The sequence below is a fragment of the Microbulbifer flavimaris genome, from assembly GCF_001641755.2.
Lineage (GTDB): Bacteria > Pseudomonadota > Gammaproteobacteria > Pseudomonadales > Cellvibrionaceae > Microbulbifer > Microbulbifer flavimaris.
Genome location: NZ_LRFG02000002.1, coordinates 785,048 through 801,359 on the forward strand (window position 1 = coordinate 785,048; position 16,312 = coordinate 801,359).

General features: G+C 56.8%; 13 protein-coding genes and 1 tRNA gene. 6 read left to right on the forward strand and 8 right to left on the reverse strand.

Features of this window, described 5'->3' with window-relative positions; all coding sequences use genetic code 11:
- Window positions 1-22 precede the first annotated feature (22 nt).
- Both hisH and hisB read right to left on the reverse strand, forming a co-directional pair.
- Window positions 23-667 (reverse strand): imidazole glycerol phosphate synthase subunit HisH, encoded by a 645-nt coding sequence (gene hisH / locus AWR36_RS08200; RefSeq protein ID WP_067083565.1) that lies wholly within the window; start codon window positions 665-667, stop codon window positions 23-25.
- Between the two features lie 3 nt (window positions 668-670).
- Window positions 671-1,258, reverse strand: coding sequence for an imidazoleglycerol-phosphate dehydratase HisB (gene hisB, locus AWR36_RS08205; protein ID WP_067083568.1), 588 nt, complete (start codon window positions 1,256-1,258; stop codon window positions 671-673).
- A gap of 128 nt (window positions 1,259-1,386) precedes the next feature.
- Between hisB and AWR36_RS08210 the strand changes: the two genes are divergently transcribed.
- The 6 genes from AWR36_RS08210 (at window position 1,387) to AWR36_RS08235 (ending at window position 8,200) form a co-directional block, all read left to right on the forward strand.
- The gene (locus AWR36_RS08210) at window positions 1,387-1,677 is read left to right on the forward strand and encodes a hypothetical protein (RefSeq protein ID WP_141398498.1); all 291 of its coding nucleotides are present in this window, start codon (window positions 1,387-1,389) and stop codon (window positions 1,675-1,677) included.
- Window positions 1,678-1,762: 85 nt separating this feature from the next.
- Entirely contained in the window at window positions 1,763-3,961 is a 2,199-nt protein-coding gene (locus tag AWR36_RS08215; protein WP_067083572.1) for a TonB-dependent receptor, read from the forward strand.
- A gap of 213 nt (window positions 3,962-4,174) precedes the next feature.
- On the forward strand, window positions 4,175-6,226 hold the full coding sequence (locus AWR36_RS08220; RefSeq protein WP_067083574.1) for an AsmA family protein: 2,052 nt from the start codon (window positions 4,175-4,177) through the stop codon (window positions 6,224-6,226).
- Window positions 6,227-6,601: 375 nt separating this feature from the next.
- Window positions 6,602-7,714, forward strand: a complete 1,113-nt coding sequence (gene mutY / locus AWR36_RS08225; protein WP_067083576.1) for an A/G-specific adenine glycosylase — start codon at window positions 6,602-6,604, stop codon at window positions 7,712-7,714.
- Between the two features lie 15 nt (window positions 7,715-7,729).
- Window positions 7,730-8,011 (forward strand): oxidative damage protection protein, encoded by a 282-nt coding sequence (locus AWR36_RS08230; protein WP_067083578.1) that lies wholly within the window; start codon window positions 7,730-7,732, stop codon window positions 8,009-8,011.
- A 113-nt stretch (window positions 8,012-8,124) separates the two neighbouring features.
- A tRNA-Phe gene (locus AWR36_RS08235) sits at window positions 8,125-8,200 on the forward strand.
- Window positions 8,201-8,697: 497 nt separating this feature from the next.
- Here the strand turns inward: AWR36_RS08235 and AWR36_RS08240 are convergent.
- The 6 genes from AWR36_RS08240 to AWR36_RS08265 all read right to left on the reverse strand — a co-directional run bounded on the left by AWR36_RS08240 (window position 8,698) and on the right by AWR36_RS08265 (window position 15,895).
- Entirely contained in the window at window positions 8,698-9,114 is a 417-nt protein-coding gene (locus AWR36_RS08240; RefSeq protein ID WP_082679481.1) for a DUF3427 domain-containing protein, read from the reverse strand.
- A gap of 18 nt (window positions 9,115-9,132) precedes the next feature.
- The gene (locus tag AWR36_RS16495) at window positions 9,133-9,978 is read right to left on the reverse strand and encodes an IS3 family transposase (protein WP_369814732.1); all 846 of its coding nucleotides are present in this window, start codon (window positions 9,976-9,978) and stop codon (window positions 9,133-9,135) included.
- An 8-nt stretch (window positions 9,979-9,986) separates the two neighbouring features.
- The gene (locus AWR36_RS08250) at window positions 9,987-10,295 is read right to left on the reverse strand and encodes a transposase (protein WP_067083582.1); all 309 of its coding nucleotides are present in this window, start codon (window positions 10,293-10,295) and stop codon (window positions 9,987-9,989) included.
- Between the two features lie 46 nt (window positions 10,296-10,341).
- The gene (locus tag AWR36_RS08255) at window positions 10,342-13,074 is read right to left on the reverse strand and encodes a DEAD/DEAH box helicase family protein (protein ID WP_176491114.1); all 2,733 of its coding nucleotides are present in this window, start codon (window positions 13,072-13,074) and stop codon (window positions 10,342-10,344) included.
- Entirely contained in the window at window positions 13,067-13,516 is a 450-nt protein-coding gene (mutT, locus tag AWR36_RS08260; protein WP_067083585.1) for an 8-oxo-dGTP diphosphatase MutT, read from the reverse strand. Before mutT ends, AWR36_RS08255 begins: the two co-directional genes overlap by 8 nt.
- A gap of 306 nt (window positions 13,517-13,822) precedes the next feature.
- Complete coding sequence (locus tag AWR36_RS08265; protein WP_067083587.1) at window positions 13,823-15,895, reverse strand: DUF262 and DUF1524 domain-containing protein; 2,073 nt, start codon at window positions 15,893-15,895, stop codon at window positions 13,823-13,825.
- Between the last annotated feature and the right edge of the window lie 417 nt (window positions 15,896-16,312).

A 16,312-nucleotide genomic window follows, 5' to 3' on the forward strand; every position in this document is an offset into this window, starting at 1 on the left:
GGTGTTGAGGGCGCAACCGCGATCAGGCGCGGCCGTCCCAGGCGACGAAATTCTTCAGCAGCTGCAGGCCGGCGTCGGCACTCTTTTCCGGATGGAACTGGGTGGCGAATACATTCTCCCGCGCGACCGCGGCAGCCAGGGAAACGCCGTACTCGGTTTCTCCCGCGAGGGACTCATTGCCTTCTGCCGGCACGTAATAGCTGTGCACAAAGTAAAAGCGGCTGCCGTCGGCGATACCATTCCAGAGCGGGTGGTCGCGCCTCTGCCACACCTGGTTCCAGCCCATGTGAGGGACCTTTAAACGCTCGCCGTCGCTCTTCAGATCATTGCCGAAGAACTGCACCGGCTGCGGGAAGAGTCCCAGGCAGTCGACTCCCGCGTTCTCTTCACTGCGGCGCATCATGATTTGCATGCCCACACAGATACCCAGCACCGGCAGGCCCGCGTCGATGGCGCCGCGCAACAGGGGCTCGAAACCGGCCTCGGTAAAACCGGCCATGCAGTCGCGAATCGCCCCGACGCCGGGCACCAGCAGGCGGTCGGCACCTTCCGCCTCGGCGGGGGAAGTCGCCAGGATCACCTGGTCAGCGGGGGCAACTTTCTGCAGGGCGCTGGCAACCGAATGCAGGTTGCCCATACCGTAATCCAGTACCGCGATACGCTGCATAACTCAGAGCACCCCTTTGGTAGAGGGCATGGTGCCCGCCATGCGGGGATCCGGGGTCAGGGCCATGCGCAGAGCCCGCCCGAACGCCTTGAACACGGTTTCCACCTGGTGGTGGGCGTTGTGACCCTTCAGGCAGTCGATATGCAGGGTTACCAGGGCGTGGTTCACGAAGCCCTGGAAGAATTCGTAGAAGAGCTCGGTGTCGAAGTTGCCGATGCGCTTCTGGGTAAAGGGCACGTCCATGACCAAGCCCGGGCGGCCGGAGAAGTCGATCACCACCCGCGACAGGGCCTCGTCCAGGGGCACATAGCTGTGGCCATAGCGGGTCATGCCCTTTTTGTCCCCCACTGCCTCGGTAATCGCCTTGCCGAGGGTGATGCCGATGTCTTCAACGGTGTGGTGGTCATCGATATGCACATCGCCCTTGCAGGTGATGTCCAGGTCGATCATGCCGTGGCGGGCAATCTGGTCGAGCATGTGCTCGAGGAAGGGTACGCCGGTGTCGAACTTGCCGCGCCCCTCGCCGTCCAGGTTCAGGCTGACCTTGATTTGGGTTTCTAGGGTGTCGCGGTTGACGCTGGCCTTGCGCATAGGGACCTCGTCCTTTCTTTGCTGCAATGAGACAGAAGGCGCGGATTATAGGATCAAATGGCGCCGCTGTGCGCGGATAGTGACAGATGAAACTTGATTCGGCGCCGCCAGCCCATATGATACGCACCATGATCACTCAATTCCGCCAACAGTCCCGGCTCTGGGCCTCCCTGTTCGTGCTGCTAGCCATGCTCGCAGCGCAACCGGTATTGGCGGAACACGTGCACTTCGTGGATACCTCCCACGAGCTCTGCGACATCTGCTCCAACCAGATGCCCGCCGCCCCAGGCAGCGAGTACCAGGCCTTCGTGCCCTCTGGCAGCTATTTGTACGTCGCCCAGGCAGCCCCGGTTCCCCGCGACTGTCAGCCCGAGCGCCAGAACGCCCGCGGTCCCCCCGCCTACCTGTCCCAACACTGATAACAACCCCTTATCCGTATTTTCGGCGCTCCGCCCCTGCGTGATCGCAGGCCGTGGGTTGCGCCCTGTGACAGGTATAAAAATCGTGAACAAGACCAGCAAACTGGCCCTGGCAATTGCCGGCGCCCTGACTGTACCCGCATCTGTAACTTTTGCCGCCGGTGAGCGACTGGAAGAAGTCAATGTGACCGTCTCCCCGCTGGAGAAGCCCGTCGACGCCGTGGCGGCGCCAGTGTCCGTGCTCTCCGGTGAAGCCCTGCGTGAGGCCGCCTCCGCTACCCTCGGTGACACCCTCAAGGGTGAACTCGGCGTAGCCAATGCCTCCTTCGGCAGTGGCGTTGGCCTGCCGGTCATCCGCGGCCAGAGTGCCAACCGGGTGAAGATCCTCAGTGACAACATGGACACTGCCGATGCCTCCAACACCAGCGCCGACCATGCCGTCGCCATCGAGCCGCTACTGGCCCAGCGCATCGAGATCCTGCGCGGCCCCGCCACCCTGCGTTACGGCAGCGGTGCTATCGGCGGCGTGGTGAATGTCATCGACGGACGCATCCCGACCAGCATTCCCGAGCAGACCGAGGGCGCCCTCGAAATGCGCCACAACAGTGGCAACGACCAGGATGCAGGCGTTTTCCGCCTCAACGGCGGAGCCGGCCAGCTGGCCTGGTATGTGGACGGCGTATACCGGGAGAACGACGACACCCGGATTCCCGGTCTGGCGATCCTCGAGCACGAGGGTGAGCACGGTGAAGAGCACGCAGGCGAAGAACTCGCCGGCGAGGAACACGGGCACGAAGAGGAATTCAACACCGACGGTTTCGTCGGCAATACCAGTGCCCGCGCCCACAGCTACAGCGGTGGCGTGTCCTGGATTGGTGAGCAGGGCTACGTTGGCCTGTCCGTGAACCGCCTGGAAAACAACTACGGTATTCCCCTCGGCACCCACGAGCACCACCATGAAGAGGAGCACGCGGGTGAGGAGCTCGCCGGTGAGGAACATGGCGGGGAGCACGGTGAAGAGGGCGAGGAGAGCGTGCGCATCGACCTGGCACAGACCCGCTATGACATGAAGGGCGAGCGCCGCCTGAACGACGAATACTGGGACAAGCTCAGCTTCCGCCTCGGTTACAACGACTACGAGCACGTTGAGCTCGAAGAAGGCGAGCCGGGTACCCGCTTCACCAACGAAGCCTGGGAGAGCCGCGTCGAGCTGACCCACGACGCCGGTGGCGAGTGGCGCGGCGCCTACGGCCTGCAGTTGTCCGACAAAGACTTCGCCGCCGTTGGCGACGAGGCCTTTATCCAGCCCAGCAACACCCGCGCCGCTGGCCTGTTCGCCATGAAGGAGCGTGCCTGGGGCGACTGGCATCTGGATATGGGTGGCCGCGTAGAGCGCGTCGAAGTGGACCCGGAATTTGCTGACAGCCGTGACTTCAACCTGCTCGGCCTCAGCTCCTCGCTGCAATACTTCCTCGCCGAGCACCAGCACGTCAGCCTCGGCCTGACCGGCGCCGAGCGTGCACCGGTTGCGGAAGAGCTGTTCGCGGAAGGTGCCCACCTGGCGGAGGCACGCTTTATCGAGGGCGACGCGGATCTCGACAAGGAGCAATCCTTCAACCTGGAGCTTGGCTACCACCACCACAACGAGGAAGCCAGCGGCTGGCACGCGGCGCGCTTTGAAGCCAACCTGTTCTACAACCATGTAGCGGATTACATTTACGCCGCCAACACCGGTGAGGAGAACCTGGAAGAAGAGCTGCCCATCTACGCCTACAACAACCGTGATACGGTGTTCTACGGCGCCGAAGCCTCCCTGCGCTTCCCCTTCGCCGGCGGCCACTATGTGGAACTGTTCGGTGACAGCGTGCGCGCCAGCTTTACCAGCGATCTCGCGCTTCATCACGAGGAGCACGAAGAGGCGGAGCACGAGCACGCCCATGAGGAAGGCGAGGGCCGCGAGTACAGCACCGACGTGCCGCGCATGCCGCCGCTGCGGGTTGGCCTGGCCTTTGGTGGCGACTACGCCCAGTGGAACTGGGAACTGCGCACCACCAAAGCCTCAGAGCAGGAGCGCGCCGGCGCCTTTGAGGAGGCCACCGACGGCTACACCCGCATGGACCTGACCGCGCGTTACAACGTCAAGGTTGGCACCAGCGACGCCGTCCTCTTCGCCAGCGCCCGCAACCTGCTGGACGAGGAAATCCGCAACTCCACCTCCCTGCTGCGCGATTTCGCGCCGGAAATGGGTCGCAGCGTCGAAGCCGGCGTCCGCTTCCTGTTCTGATCCCGAGGATTTTTTCCTCTCTGACGGCCCCCGTGTATCGGCACGGGGGCCGTTTCTCCTACAATACCCTCGAAATAACACCGATAATTGCGGCGATCGCCCGTGGATTGAGGGAACACCTACCCCCACCTGGCGTCTCAGTAGACTGACTGAGAGTCGCAAGCTGACGCACCCGCGTCACCGACCATCAAAAACATAGGGATTTGCTGCTTCATGGCCTGGATCAAGCGCACTTTTGTTGCCCTCCTCATTGTCGCCCTCTTGCTGGCCGGCGCCGCCGCCTGGCTGCTGATGGGTATCGACGTCAACCGTTACAAGCCGCAGCTCGAACAGCTTGCCGCCAAGCAGGGCATCGCATTGCGGCTGGATGGCGATATCGGCTGGCAGATCTGGCCAAACATCGCGCTGGAACTGGAAGGCGTGCAACTCGCGCCGTTGCCGCAACCGGACCAGCCCCTGGTACAGGCGGACAAGGTCGCCGTGGGCGTGGCACTGATGCCGCTGTTGCAAAAGCGCATCGAGGCCCAGGAGATCCTGCTGATGGCCCCGCAGATCGACCTCGTCGTCAACGAAGAGGGCCGCGGCAACTGGGAGGTGCTCACCGAGGCCATGGAAGCCCAGCGTGAGCAGCAGGCCGGGGAGCCACCCCAACTGGAAGTGCCCACCGAGCCAGCGGAGCCCGGCAGCCAGCAACTCGACCTGGCGCTGGAAAAGCTGCGGCTGGAGGACGGCCGCATCAGCTATCGCGATGTCGCCAATGACAGCGAGTATCAGCTCAGCCAACTGGCCGTTACCGCCGACAACCTGGTCCCCGGTGGCGAGCCCGGCCAGCTGCAGGCCACTGCAGAGGTCACTGGCAGTGCGCTCGAGCAGCCCGTCACCCTCAATATCAACAGCACTCTGGCCCTGGACGAGGGCCTCAACGGCCTGCGCCTGCAGCCGCTGGAACTCACTGCCAGCAGCGGTGAAGCCGCAGCCAAGCTCTACCTGCGCGGCAGCCTGCGCCGCGCAGCTGCAGACAAACCGTGGCAGGTTCAGCTCAGCGTCAACGCCGAGGCCCAACCCCTGCGCCCCTGGTTCGCGGTCACCGGCAGCGAGCTCAAAACCCAGAGCGGTGCCGTACTGGATAAGCTTACCTTCGAGACCAGCATCGAGGGTACCGATCGCAAACTGGATATGACCCCCCTGCAGCTGCAGCTCGACGAAACGGTATTCACCGGCAGCGCCCAGTTGCGCAACGCCGACATGCCCGGCATCGACCTGACCCTGCGTGGCGGTGAACTGGTGCTGGATGACTACCTGCCGCCACCGCCTCCGGAAGCGGAGACAGAAGAGGCCGAGCCTACCGAGCCGGCACCTCCGACACCGCTGCCGCTCACCGCTATGCGCGGCTTCAATGCCAACCTGGACCTGTCCCTGGACCGACTGCAGGCAGTCCAGGTGATTATGGACCGCCCCCAGCTGCAGGTGACCGTGGACAACGGCCTGTACCAGCTGCAAAAGCTCAGTGCCGACCTCTACGGCGGCCAGCTGAGCACCAACGGCCAGTTCAACGCCCGCGGCCAGTCCGCGGTGGCGCGCGTCAGCGGCGGTCTTGCCGATGTAGAGATTTCCAAGGTGCAGAGTGCGCTGTTCCCCAGCGAACGGGTGCAGGTCTCGGGCAAGAGCAGCCTGACCTGGTCCGGCGAGACCGGCGGCGTGGACACGCTGGAGCTGCAGAAAAAGCTCCGTGCCGCTGTACAACTTTCCAGCGAGCAGCTGTACCTGTCACCGTTTAACCTCGAAAAAGGCATGTGCCAGCTGGTGAGCTTCGTCGAGAAAACCCCACTGCCCGAACGCCAGTGGGAAAACCGCACCAGCCTGCAGGACCTGCGCGCCAATATCCTGGTGGAGGGCGACAAGGTGCAGGTTCAGGAAGTGCTGGCCGGCGTCGAGAATATCGCCCTGACCGGTGACGGCATTGTTAACCTGGAGCAGCAGGACTTTGACTTCGCCCTGGGTCTCTCCCTGGTGGGCGAAAAGACCTCCGCCGATGGCTGCTCGGTGCAGAACAGCCGCTGGCGCAACCGCCCCCTGCCCCTGCGTTGCAAGGACAAGTTTGAAGATGCCGGCGCCGGCAGCTGCAAACCAGACAGCCGCCGCATGGACGACCTGATCCGCGACGAACTCAAGTACAAGGCAGAGAAAAAGTACGGCGACAAGGTCAAGGAGAAGGTTGACGACCTGAAGGACAAGTTCAAGGGCCTGTTCAATCGCGGCGACTGATCCCGGATCACAAACGCGGGCCCAATCCCGCAAGGGCCCCTCCAGAGAGCCTGCATCCATATGGCAATCCCAAATGGCTTGCAGGATCTCCACCAGGTAGAAAGCACCACGCACTCCTGGACCCCGGCCTGCGCCGGGGTGACGCCCTCCGCATTTCCAGCCTGCTTTCCAGCAAAGCCAGCCAGTCTCCCTGGCCAGGGCGCCGAGCCAGCAATCTCTGTCGTCGTCCCGGCGCAGGCCGGGACCCAGGGACCACCAAACCCTCCACCACGCCCAAGCCACAGCCGGAAAGGCAAGCAACCAGCAACCGCCCAACCCACTCTGGTAAACTGGCGACACTCCACGCAGCAACCCGCCAACTCAATGCCCTCGAAGATGTCCCCCAGTCAATTCCAGCAAGCCGTACTCGCCTGGTTCGACCAGCACGGGCGCAAAGACCTGCCCTGGCAACAGGACATCAATCCCTACCGGGTGTGGGTATCGGAAATCATGTTGCAGCAGACCCAGGTCACCGCCGTGATTCCCTATTTCCAGCGCTTTATGGAGAGCTTCCCCACATTGGATGCGCTCGCCACCGCACCGCTGGATGCCGTACTGGCCCACTGGAGCGGTCTCGGTTACTACGCCCGCGCCCGCAACCTGCACAAATGCGCACAGCAGGTGGTGGAACAGCACGGTGGTGAATTTCCCCAGGATGTAGAGGCCCTCACGGAGCTGCCGGGGATCGGGCGCTCCACTGCCGGCGCCATCGCCAGTATCAGCATGGGGATCAATGCGCCGATTCTGGACGGCAACGTCAAGCGGGTTCTGGCGCGCTTCCGTGCGATCGAAGGCTGGCCCGGCCAGACCCGCGTCGCGCAATCCCTGTGGGAACTGGCAGAGCAATACACTCCGGAGAGACGCTGCAACGACTACACCCAGGCCATGATGGATCTGGGCGCCACCGTCTGCACCCGCAGCCGCCCCCGCTGTGACGCCTGCCCGCTGGCCGAACACTGCATTGCCCGCACCCAGGGCAACCCCCAGGACTACCCCGGCAAGAAGCCCAGGAAAGAAAAGCCCGTCCGCACCACCACCATGCTGCTGCTCGAGCACGATGGCGCCCTCTACCTGGAACAGCGCCCACCCAGCGGTATCTGGGGCGGACTCTGGTGCCCGCCGCAGCTGGAGGAAGACGATGGCGGCGAAGCCAGCGCGCAGGAATGGCTGGCGATTCGGGATCTTCAGGCCGCAGAGCTGGAAGCCATACCATCCATGCGCCATACCTTTACCCATTTCCACCTGGATATCACCCCGGTCTGGGTTCAGCTGCTGACCAGGCCGACTCAGGTGGCAGAGGGATCTGGGGACTGGTATAAACTGCGCCAACTCAACCGCCCGCGGGCGGCCCAGGAACTGGGGCTGCCGGCCCCCATCGTCAAACTGGTGCACCAGCTGGAAGCCTTCAGGGCCCCACTGCTGACGCCCCAGGACCAGACCGGCGCCTGAAACGAGGAGAGACCCATGTCGAGAACTGTATTCTGCCGCAAGTACCAACAGGAACTGGAAGGCCTGGACGCACCGCCCTTCCCCGGGCCCAAGGGCCAGGACATTTTCGACAACGTCTCCAAGAAAGCCTGGGCGGAGTGGATGGCACACCAGACCATGCTGATCAATGAAAAGCGCCTCAACATGATGGAGCCCTCCAGCCGCGCCTACCTGGGTGAACAGATGCAGAAGTTCCTGAGCGGCGAAAGCTATGACGAAGCCGAGGGCTACGTGCCACCTGAGGACAAAAACGACTAAATAGTGAGCGCTCACTCACAAGAAAAACTATTTATCAATCAAGGGCTTGACTCGGCCCCGGGGAGCAGGTTTAATACGCGCCTCGCAACCGGGACAGCCCCGAAAATTGCGAAGCCCGGATAGCTCAGTTGGTAGAGCAGGGGATTGAAAATCCCCGTGTCGGTGGTTCGATTCCGCCTCCGGGCACCATACAAAACAGGCCTCATCCGAAAGGATGGGGCCTTTTTTGTACGGTTCGCGGGGGCAGGATGAGAACCACCGATGTGGTTCAACCAAACGCGAGAGCGTTTGGCAACGAGCGCACAGCGCGAAGCCCGCAGGGCTGGAATAGCCCTTAGGCTATTCCAATTCTTCCGCTTCCGGGCAACCCTAGCCGGCACCACGACAGCACCAACATGCACCGCGGTTCGACTAATCGCGACAGCGATTTTGCAACGAGTGCGCCAGCGCGAAGCCCGCAGGGACACAATAGCCCCTAGGCTATTGTGATTCTTCCGCCTCTAGGCAAACTCCTCCTGATCTCTCGAAAGCCTCTAGAACCACCCGGCTCGACCAAAAGCGCCAGCGTTTTGCAACGAGCGCGCAGCGCGACCATCCGGCAGCCTGCTAACTGAAAAAGCGAAACCGCCCGAAAAGCTCCCTTAAGGACTCGAATAACGATCGTCATGCGCAGCTAATTATTTAAATTAGGCCACAGCTGCTGCAAATGTTGCATAAAGATCCCCGGGGAGCGGAACGTCAAGCTTCCATGTAATACCCATTGGCCTTTCCGACTCATGCTTCACATATGTGGCAGGTCCCAAAAACCAAAAAGCCCGTTCGCCGCTATTTTCCCGAGCAAAAAGCATAATAGACGAGCCCTGCTCTACATGATTGCGATAGCGTCTTCCTGTCTGACTATCCTCAGTCGTTAACGACTGCGTCTCCCAATGGATAAGTTCGCGGCTAATTGCATAATCACGATAGCGCGTTGTCGGAGAAAAATTCCCTTCCGACTTATCGAGGGTAAAAGCGCAAATATCCGACTTCTCGCTATCAACCCACAACACACCCTCACGCCAAGATGGTGTCTTTGCTTTATCGCCAACACTGGTCTTACCCACAAAAAGTAGACACCATAACTATGCGCATCTGCGCTCATACTCTGCTGGACTTATGTAACCCAGTGTAGAGTGCCTACGTACCCTGTTATAGAAAACCTCGATGTATTCGAACACCTCAGATTTCGCCTGACTGATGCTCTCAAAGCTCGTTGCGTACACCAGCTCAACCTTAAGACGACTGAAGAACGACTCCATCGCGGCATTATCCCAGCAGTTGGCCTGACGGCTCATACTGGGACGACACTTATTGGCCAAGAGCACGTCCTGATAGCCCTGAGCACGATACTGCACCCCCCGATCCGAGTGCACAATCAGCCCAGGTTTCGACTCTCTCCGGCCCAGTGCCATCTTCAGGGCTCTCTGCGTGAGTTCTTCTGTCATTTGCGAATCCAGTGCCCAACCCACTATTCGACGTGAGTACAGGTCCATGACCACTGCCAGATACAACCATCGGTCCCGGACCCAGATGTAGGTGATATCGCTGGTCCAGCGTCGGTTTGGCCGATCAACCTGGAAGCATCGTTTCAACAGGTTGGCTGAGACGTTGACCCGGCTCTCGACCGGCCGGCTATAGCGAAAGCCTTTGCCGTTCCTCGCTCGGATATGCTCTCTATGCATGATTCCAGCGATATAGTTGGTTGAACAGGGTATCCCTGCCTCAATCAGCTCCTGCGTGATCCTAGGAGCACCATAACGTGCCTTAAAGGCTTTGAAGGTGTCCCTCACTTTATCGGCAATACGCTTCTTGCGAATAGACCGCGGGCTCTCCGCTCTGCCCAACCACCGGTAATAGCCTGACGCAGACACTTCTAAACACCGACACATCAAGCGGACTGGGAAAACTCCAACGTGCTCACGTATCAGTGCGTACTTTACTCTTGGTGGTTCGCAAAGTACGCAGCTGCCTTTTTTAGAAACTCGACCTCCTGGCGAGCTTCATGCAGCTCTCTCTTCAGGCGCCGTACCTCGGCACTTTCCTGCTTGGAGTAATCGACGCCATCCAGGCTATTGAACTGCTTCTCTGAGAGCCGATTGAACTGTCGTCGCCAGTTGTAGATTTGCTGAGCGCTTACACCCAGCTCTCGCGCCACTGAGGCAGTGGTAGCACCGGGCTTCTCCGCCCGCTTGACCGCTTCTCTGCGGAACTCTTCCGTATACGCCTGAGTTCTCTTCTTACCCATGGTACACCTCCGTGTTAGGCCGAAACCTAACTATACAGGGTGTCTACTAAACGCGGGTAAGTCTTACACCAAACGCCGACAAAATTTCAATTCTTGTATAGCGTCCATGTATCTGCAGAGGCACATTATCATGCGAACTGATCGAGCAGTGGACATGATTTATTTTACCGAGCAAAAATGAGAATAATTCCCGAAGCTCAGCCAACACCTGAGGATGCTGCCACAGCAGTGAAACTCCCTGACTAAGGGACATATCCCTTCCTAAAACTTGATCACACATCGATGCGACCAGCATGCGCGTCATTCTCTTTTTGGACACAGAGAGTAAATCTAAATTCGGTTTCTGAGGAGCGCTAAGCAAAGCAATATACAAACGCAACCGCTTCTCATCATCAACGTGCAGCATACGACCAATAGCACGTCGCAATACTTTCTCATGCGGACCAGCATCTAAAACATCATTATCTACTGCTTCTAACAAATCAGACCATGACTTATTTGTTACGTATATATCTGATAGCTCCAATCCAGTTTCATTGAGATATACTGCCATTTTTGGGGCGTGCCCAGCCGCTATCAGAGTGCGCAGCTCTTGAATCTTTTCACTCCATCGACTAGGAACTGCTGATTTCAAGCTTTCTAATACAACCTTACTGGCAATCGCGTCTAACTCCATATGACAACCAGCAGGCAAATAAGGAAAACCGCTCTTGACTTGCGACTCGACATACTTTCGTGAGCCACCCAAAAGCGCGGAGAGGCGCCTATCAAAGCGAAACTCTCGACGATGTAATCCCACAAAATCGAGAATGGTACAAAGCAATTTATCTTTACTCTTTCGTAATCCACGCCCTATCTGCTGTAAAAATAACGTAGCACTCTCTGTTGGTCGCAGTAGCAGCAGCGTATCCACAGAAGGAACGTCCACGCCTTCGTTAAACAAATCCACTGAAAATAGAACTTGGACTCTTCCATCCGCTAGCATACGTAGGGAATCGCGCCGTTCTTCTTCCGGAGTTTCACCCCAAACTGCGGCAGACTTAATTCCCGCCTTATTAAATTGATGAGCCATAAATTGTGCATGCTTGACACTAACGCAGAATCCCAAAGCCTTCATGGAAAATGGGTCATCTACTCGCTTGGCGACCTCTTTTATTACAATGCACGCCCAGGCTTCACTCGAGGTATAAAGTCTACTTAGCTCATTAATGTCATAACCCCTACCACGACTCCAGGGAACAGCCTTTAAGTCCATTCCATCATGAATACCATAATAGGAAAAAGGAGTTAGGCGATGCTGATCAATGGCATCCCACAAGCGCAGCTCTGCAGCGATACGGCCGTCAAACCATTCAAGAATCGACAAACCGTCCACACGCTCTGGAGTGGCCGTAAGACCTAGCAACTCCAGCGGCTCAACATGCGACAATAAATTCTTATATGAAGGCGCTGCCGCGTGATGAAACTCATCGATAATCACCACATCGAAATGATCAACATCAAGATTAGAAAGTCCCGCTGCATTCAACGATTGAATTGAGGCAAAGACATGCTGAAAATCTTTAGGCCGATGATTACCCACCCATTTCTCGCCAAATACCGGGTCACGTAGCGCATACCTAAACGTAGCAATACTTTGATCTAAAATTTCTTCACGATGCGCCACAAACAGTAATCGGCATCGGGGCAAGACATCTCTTAATCTTGAATAATCAATCGCCGCCATAACCGTTTTTCCAGTACCTGTAGCCGCTACCAGTAGATTACGGCGATGACCTTGTTGCCGAGAAACAGCAACTTGCTCGAGAAGTCGCTCCTGAAAAGGCTCCAATCTCAGCTCAATTGGACTAAGAATAATTGCAGGTCCAGACGCCTGAGCACATTTCGTTTCTTTGATGAATTCTTTGCTGTCAAATAATCTGAAGTCGCCCCCTGCCCAATACGCATCAAATACTGAGCTCATCTTACGCAGGACACTAGGATTCCGTAATCCTGAGACACGCATATTCCACTCCATCCCGCTAACTTGAGCTGAATGGGTTAAGTTAGAGGAACCAATATAAGCCGTAGAGGCACCTGAGGCACGATGGAAATACCACGCCTTAGCATGTAATCTCGCTGCGGTGGTATCATAAGAAACTTTAATCTCAGCGCCCAAAGACTGCAGTTGTTCCAATGCCTCCAACTCAGTTGAACCGGTATAGATTGTCGTCAACACCCGTAGGTTAGGCTGCTTTTTTGCACGGAGGCAGTGGCGTTTCAAACTGTCTATAAATGGGCGAATGCCACTGCGACGAATAAACGCCATGACAATATCAATGCGATCTGCCGAATCAATCTCAGTGGAAATCTGGGATCCCACCCTCGGCTCACCAGGGGAGTTAGTCAGCAGAGTCGTATCAAGCAAGGGCGTTAGTGGCCGGCTCATTTCAGATACAGAGCCATCTGGCTTAAAAGAAGTGATTGCTGATAAAAATTCTCCACCATCAGTAGGCTGATCACCCAATACACCAGCCCTGCCAATAGCTCTATCGATATTGGATACTAACTCACGTACCAAGCTCACACCGACATCGACCCTATTCTGGTCGCTCACTGCTAGCAATGCCCGTTCAATCACACTACTCAAATGCAATGCTAAACGATCAGCAACCTCAGAAGGATGTATTTTCTGGGTTTGCACAGCAACTAAATCATGGTTTAGCGCTCTTAATTCTTGAATTAAAGAATTTGTAAGGATCGACTCATAAAGGCCAACATTCGTATTTCTATTATCCATTTTCTTGAATATACCCATTTGATTTTGAAGAACTGGAACAGACAGCCATTTCTGTTAGCTCTTTATATCGATCAAGCAAAGGGATATCTGCTGGCGCCCACTCAATAGTGTTAAGCTCATTAAGAGCCAACCAGCACATTGCATCGTGATCTATCAATCGAAAATCACCAGAAAAACACTTGACCTCATAAGCCATTAATCGAATAGCTTTCGCCCCGTAGTCGAAAATATTTTCAGAAATCAATGAGCCTATTCTTGCCTTAATATTTAACTCTTCTTCTAATTCACGCGCCAAACACTGCTCAGGAGTTTCGCCTTCTTCCAACTTTCCACCGGGGAGTTCCCAGAGGCCAGCTAAATGTTTACCCACCCTTCGCCTAGCAGCAAATATTTTGTTCTCTTTGCAAATGATTGCAGCGGCCACATCGATTTGTTTTTTCATATTTAAAAATCTATGGATGACTAACTTTTGAAGCCTGCGGCCTCGAACTATCAATATGCTCCTTAATGGCAACCTTACAGATAACAGGAAACTTTTCGCACTCAGAGTGCTTCACTATAATCAATTAAAGCATCGTGCTCCGGACATCAACCCGAAATAGAAACCCATTTGACATGATTGAATTTTGCGAACTATTGAATCAAATATAGGCACACACTCGAATATACCCAAGCACAGCCATCATCAAATGTATTTAATTCATATCCAGGAGCAACGCAGAGGTCAACACAGCACTGCCTAAGGCATCTATTCGTCACTGCCCAACTGCTTCTCCAGCGACTGCCTGGCCAAACCGATGACATAGTTCAAGTCACTGGGGTCATCCAGACGAACCTCCACATTGCCATTACCCCAGCGGCCCACACCAGTGACATCGCGGCATAGCCCGCGGGGATCATCGACTTCCGGGTAGTCCATGTTCAGGGAAATTCGCAACCCCCTGGCCTGCGGCACAACATCCACAAAGTTGGTTTCCGCTTTATAGGCGACATAGAGCTTAAAAAATGACTCGGTGACACACTCGTCCAACTGCAGCAGGCGGGTGCGCAGTATCTCGAATAGCTCACGCGTACGGCCGTCCTGCAGGTGCTGGTGGTCATCAATGGTATAGGTGGTCGTGTCCGGCTCCACCTTCCGGTATTGCTGCAGGGTCTCGGCAGGCAGGTTGGGCGCAGCCCAGATTTGTATGGCTCCCTTGGCCAGGCGTTCAGCGCGCGCCTGGATGGCCGCCTCGCTCCACTTTTCGCACTGGCCCAGTCCTTCGTTGAGTCTGAGCGGGCTCTGCCGGAAACCGCCGTCCATATCGCGCTTGTCTTTAAACGACTTGTCGCTGTACTCGGAGTTGTAGCCGGTCAGGGTGAGGTTGCCGAGTGTGTGCAGGTACTGCTCATGGATACGCTGCCAGTCCTCCCCCAGGTCCATGCGCCACTGGGCGCTGAGCTCCTGGTTCTGCGGCATGATGTGCTCAATAGTGTAGTCATTAACCGGCACCCGCTCCTTGCGCCCGTGGTTCTCAAAACGACGCAGCCAGTAGGAGCGGCGGTTGAACTTATACAGGTTGCGCACCTGCATCTGGCGCATGAATTCGTCGTCCTTGGGGAAGCGACGGTAAGAGGGCAGCAGCTGGAAGCTGGCCTTGACGCTCTCCAGGTACTGATCCTTGTCTACACCCTTCATCAGCGTGGCAAAGGTCTGACGTTGGGAGTTGGTGGGGATATCACAGACGGCGCGGCGGAATACATAGCTTTCCACCAGGCGCGCGACCGCAAGAAATTTTTCATGGTCGAGCAGGCCATCGGTGAAATCTTTGTAGGCCTCCATCAGGAACGGGTAGGTTACATCAGCGCGCAGCTCGCGGATATCGTGGAACACCTCGTACAGGTGCGGGTCTTTCTCACCACCGAGGGCGATTCGGCAGTAGTAGCTGGCGTACTCCCTGAGGGAGATCAGCAGGGTTTCCACCTCATGCCCGCGGGAATAGGCCTTGAACTGGTCGTAAACCTCCGCCTTTTTCAGGCGGGTGTTGCCGGTATGGATCACTAGGTAAAAGCGCATAAACTCATCGAAGCGCTCGCTGTAGTTCTCGGCTCCGAATTCCACCTCCATCGGGCGCCAGAGGTCCTCATATAGCCGGGTCTGCAGATCATGCTCCAGCCCCATCAGCACATAGTTGCGGATCAGGTCGGCCTGAGTGAGCGCCTTGCCTGTGGAGTTCATGCTCTCGAAGATCATCTGCGGGTTGTCGATACCCTGCTGCAGGCAGACATCGACAATCATCAGCTTTTTGATGCCCTTCCAGATGTTGTCCAGGCTCTCCTGAGCGATCCGCTCGGCAAAGAACTGATAATTCTCCGCGATGCGCAGAGACCCATCGTCTCCGATGGGCTTACCATCCAGCAGCCGGATCAGTGAATCTTTGTCGGTCTTGGTCAGGAGCATGCGGTAGGCCGCCTCGCCCTTGCCGTAACGGTTCTTGAGGTAGTAATCCTCCAGCTGAGCGGCGGAGATGGGTTCATCGATGTCCTCGCGCTCCAGATGGCTCTTCAGCGCGAGCAACAGCAGTGTCATAGTGGTGATTCGCTGTTGGCCATCGATCACCAGCCAGCGCGGGATCGCCGCATCGACATTTGTCTCGGGGATATAAACGGCGGAGCCGATAAAGTGGCTGTTGAGATCGGGGTTGCTGCCTACGCGAACGATGTCATCCCACAACTGCTGGCACTGGCTGATTTCCCAGCTGTAAGCCCGCTGGAAGATAGGGATTACAAACTGTTTGGAGCCTTCCAAAAGCTGCGTGAATTGAAGATCTTGAGCTTTCATTATTTTCCTTCTTATCGACTATCCTGCGTGCCTCAGCTAACTGCAAGAGTGACCCTGCTATTGAGCTGAGCAGCCCAGTTGCCCGGCAAACATCAGCGGCCTCAGGCAACAAACAAGTCTATCGGCTAGATTTCAATCGGCACAAAATCGCAAACCCGATGTTTCGTTCCGGCCGAGATAAGGCATAAAGATTAATACTCACGCCATATTGACACAAACTTGTGAGGCCTATCACGCAGAATCCGTGATAAACAACACCCGTTTTTAAGCGCTATCACTTCTGGCCAGCGCAGGAAAATTGAAGGTGTGTAAGATTTGATCACCACATGTAAGTGACCAGCAGAAGTGGTTCAGCTCGAATTAAGGTTTGACTGCGTAACCTCAACGCCAATCGTCACTCTTAAGGCAGCTAAGGTG

Bases quoted from the DNA above. Each gene is read 5' to 3' on its own strand.
- AWR36_RS08210 (WP_141398498.1), top strand. From the start codon at position 1,387: ATGATCACTCAATTCCGCCAACAGTCCCGGCTCTGGGCCTCCCTGTTC.
- AWR36_RS08265 (WP_067083587.1), bottom strand. From the start codon at position 15,895: ATGAAAGCTCAAGATCTTCAATTCACGCAGCTTTTGGAAGGCTCCAAA.
- mutY (WP_067083576.1), top strand. From the start codon at position 6,602: ATGTCCCCCAGTCAATTCCAGCAAGCCGTACTCGCCTGGTTCGACCAG.
- hisH (WP_067083565.1), bottom strand. From the start codon at position 667: ATGCAGCGTATCGCGGTACTGGATTACGGTATGGGCAACCTGCATTCG.
- AWR36_RS08250 (WP_067083582.1), bottom strand. From the start codon at position 10,295: ATGGGTAAGAAGAGAACTCAGGCGTATACGGAAGAGTTCCGCAGAGAA.
- AWR36_RS08230 (WP_067083578.1), top strand. From the start codon at position 7,730: ATGTCGAGAACTGTATTCTGCCGCAAGTACCAACAGGAACTGGAAGGC.
- AWR36_RS08220 (WP_067083574.1), top strand. From the start codon at position 4,175: ATGGCCTGGATCAAGCGCACTTTTGTTGCCCTCCTCATTGTCGCCCTC.
- mutT (WP_067083585.1), bottom strand. From the start codon at position 13,516: ATGAAAAAACAAATCGATGTGGCCGCTGCAATCATTTGCAAAGAGAAC.
- hisB (WP_067083568.1), bottom strand. From the start codon at position 1,258: ATGCGCAAGGCCAGCGTCAACCGCGACACCCTAGAAACCCAAATCAAG.
- AWR36_RS08255 (WP_176491114.1), bottom strand. From the start codon at position 13,074: ATGGATAATAGAAATACGAATGTTGGCCTTTATGAGTCGATCCTTACA.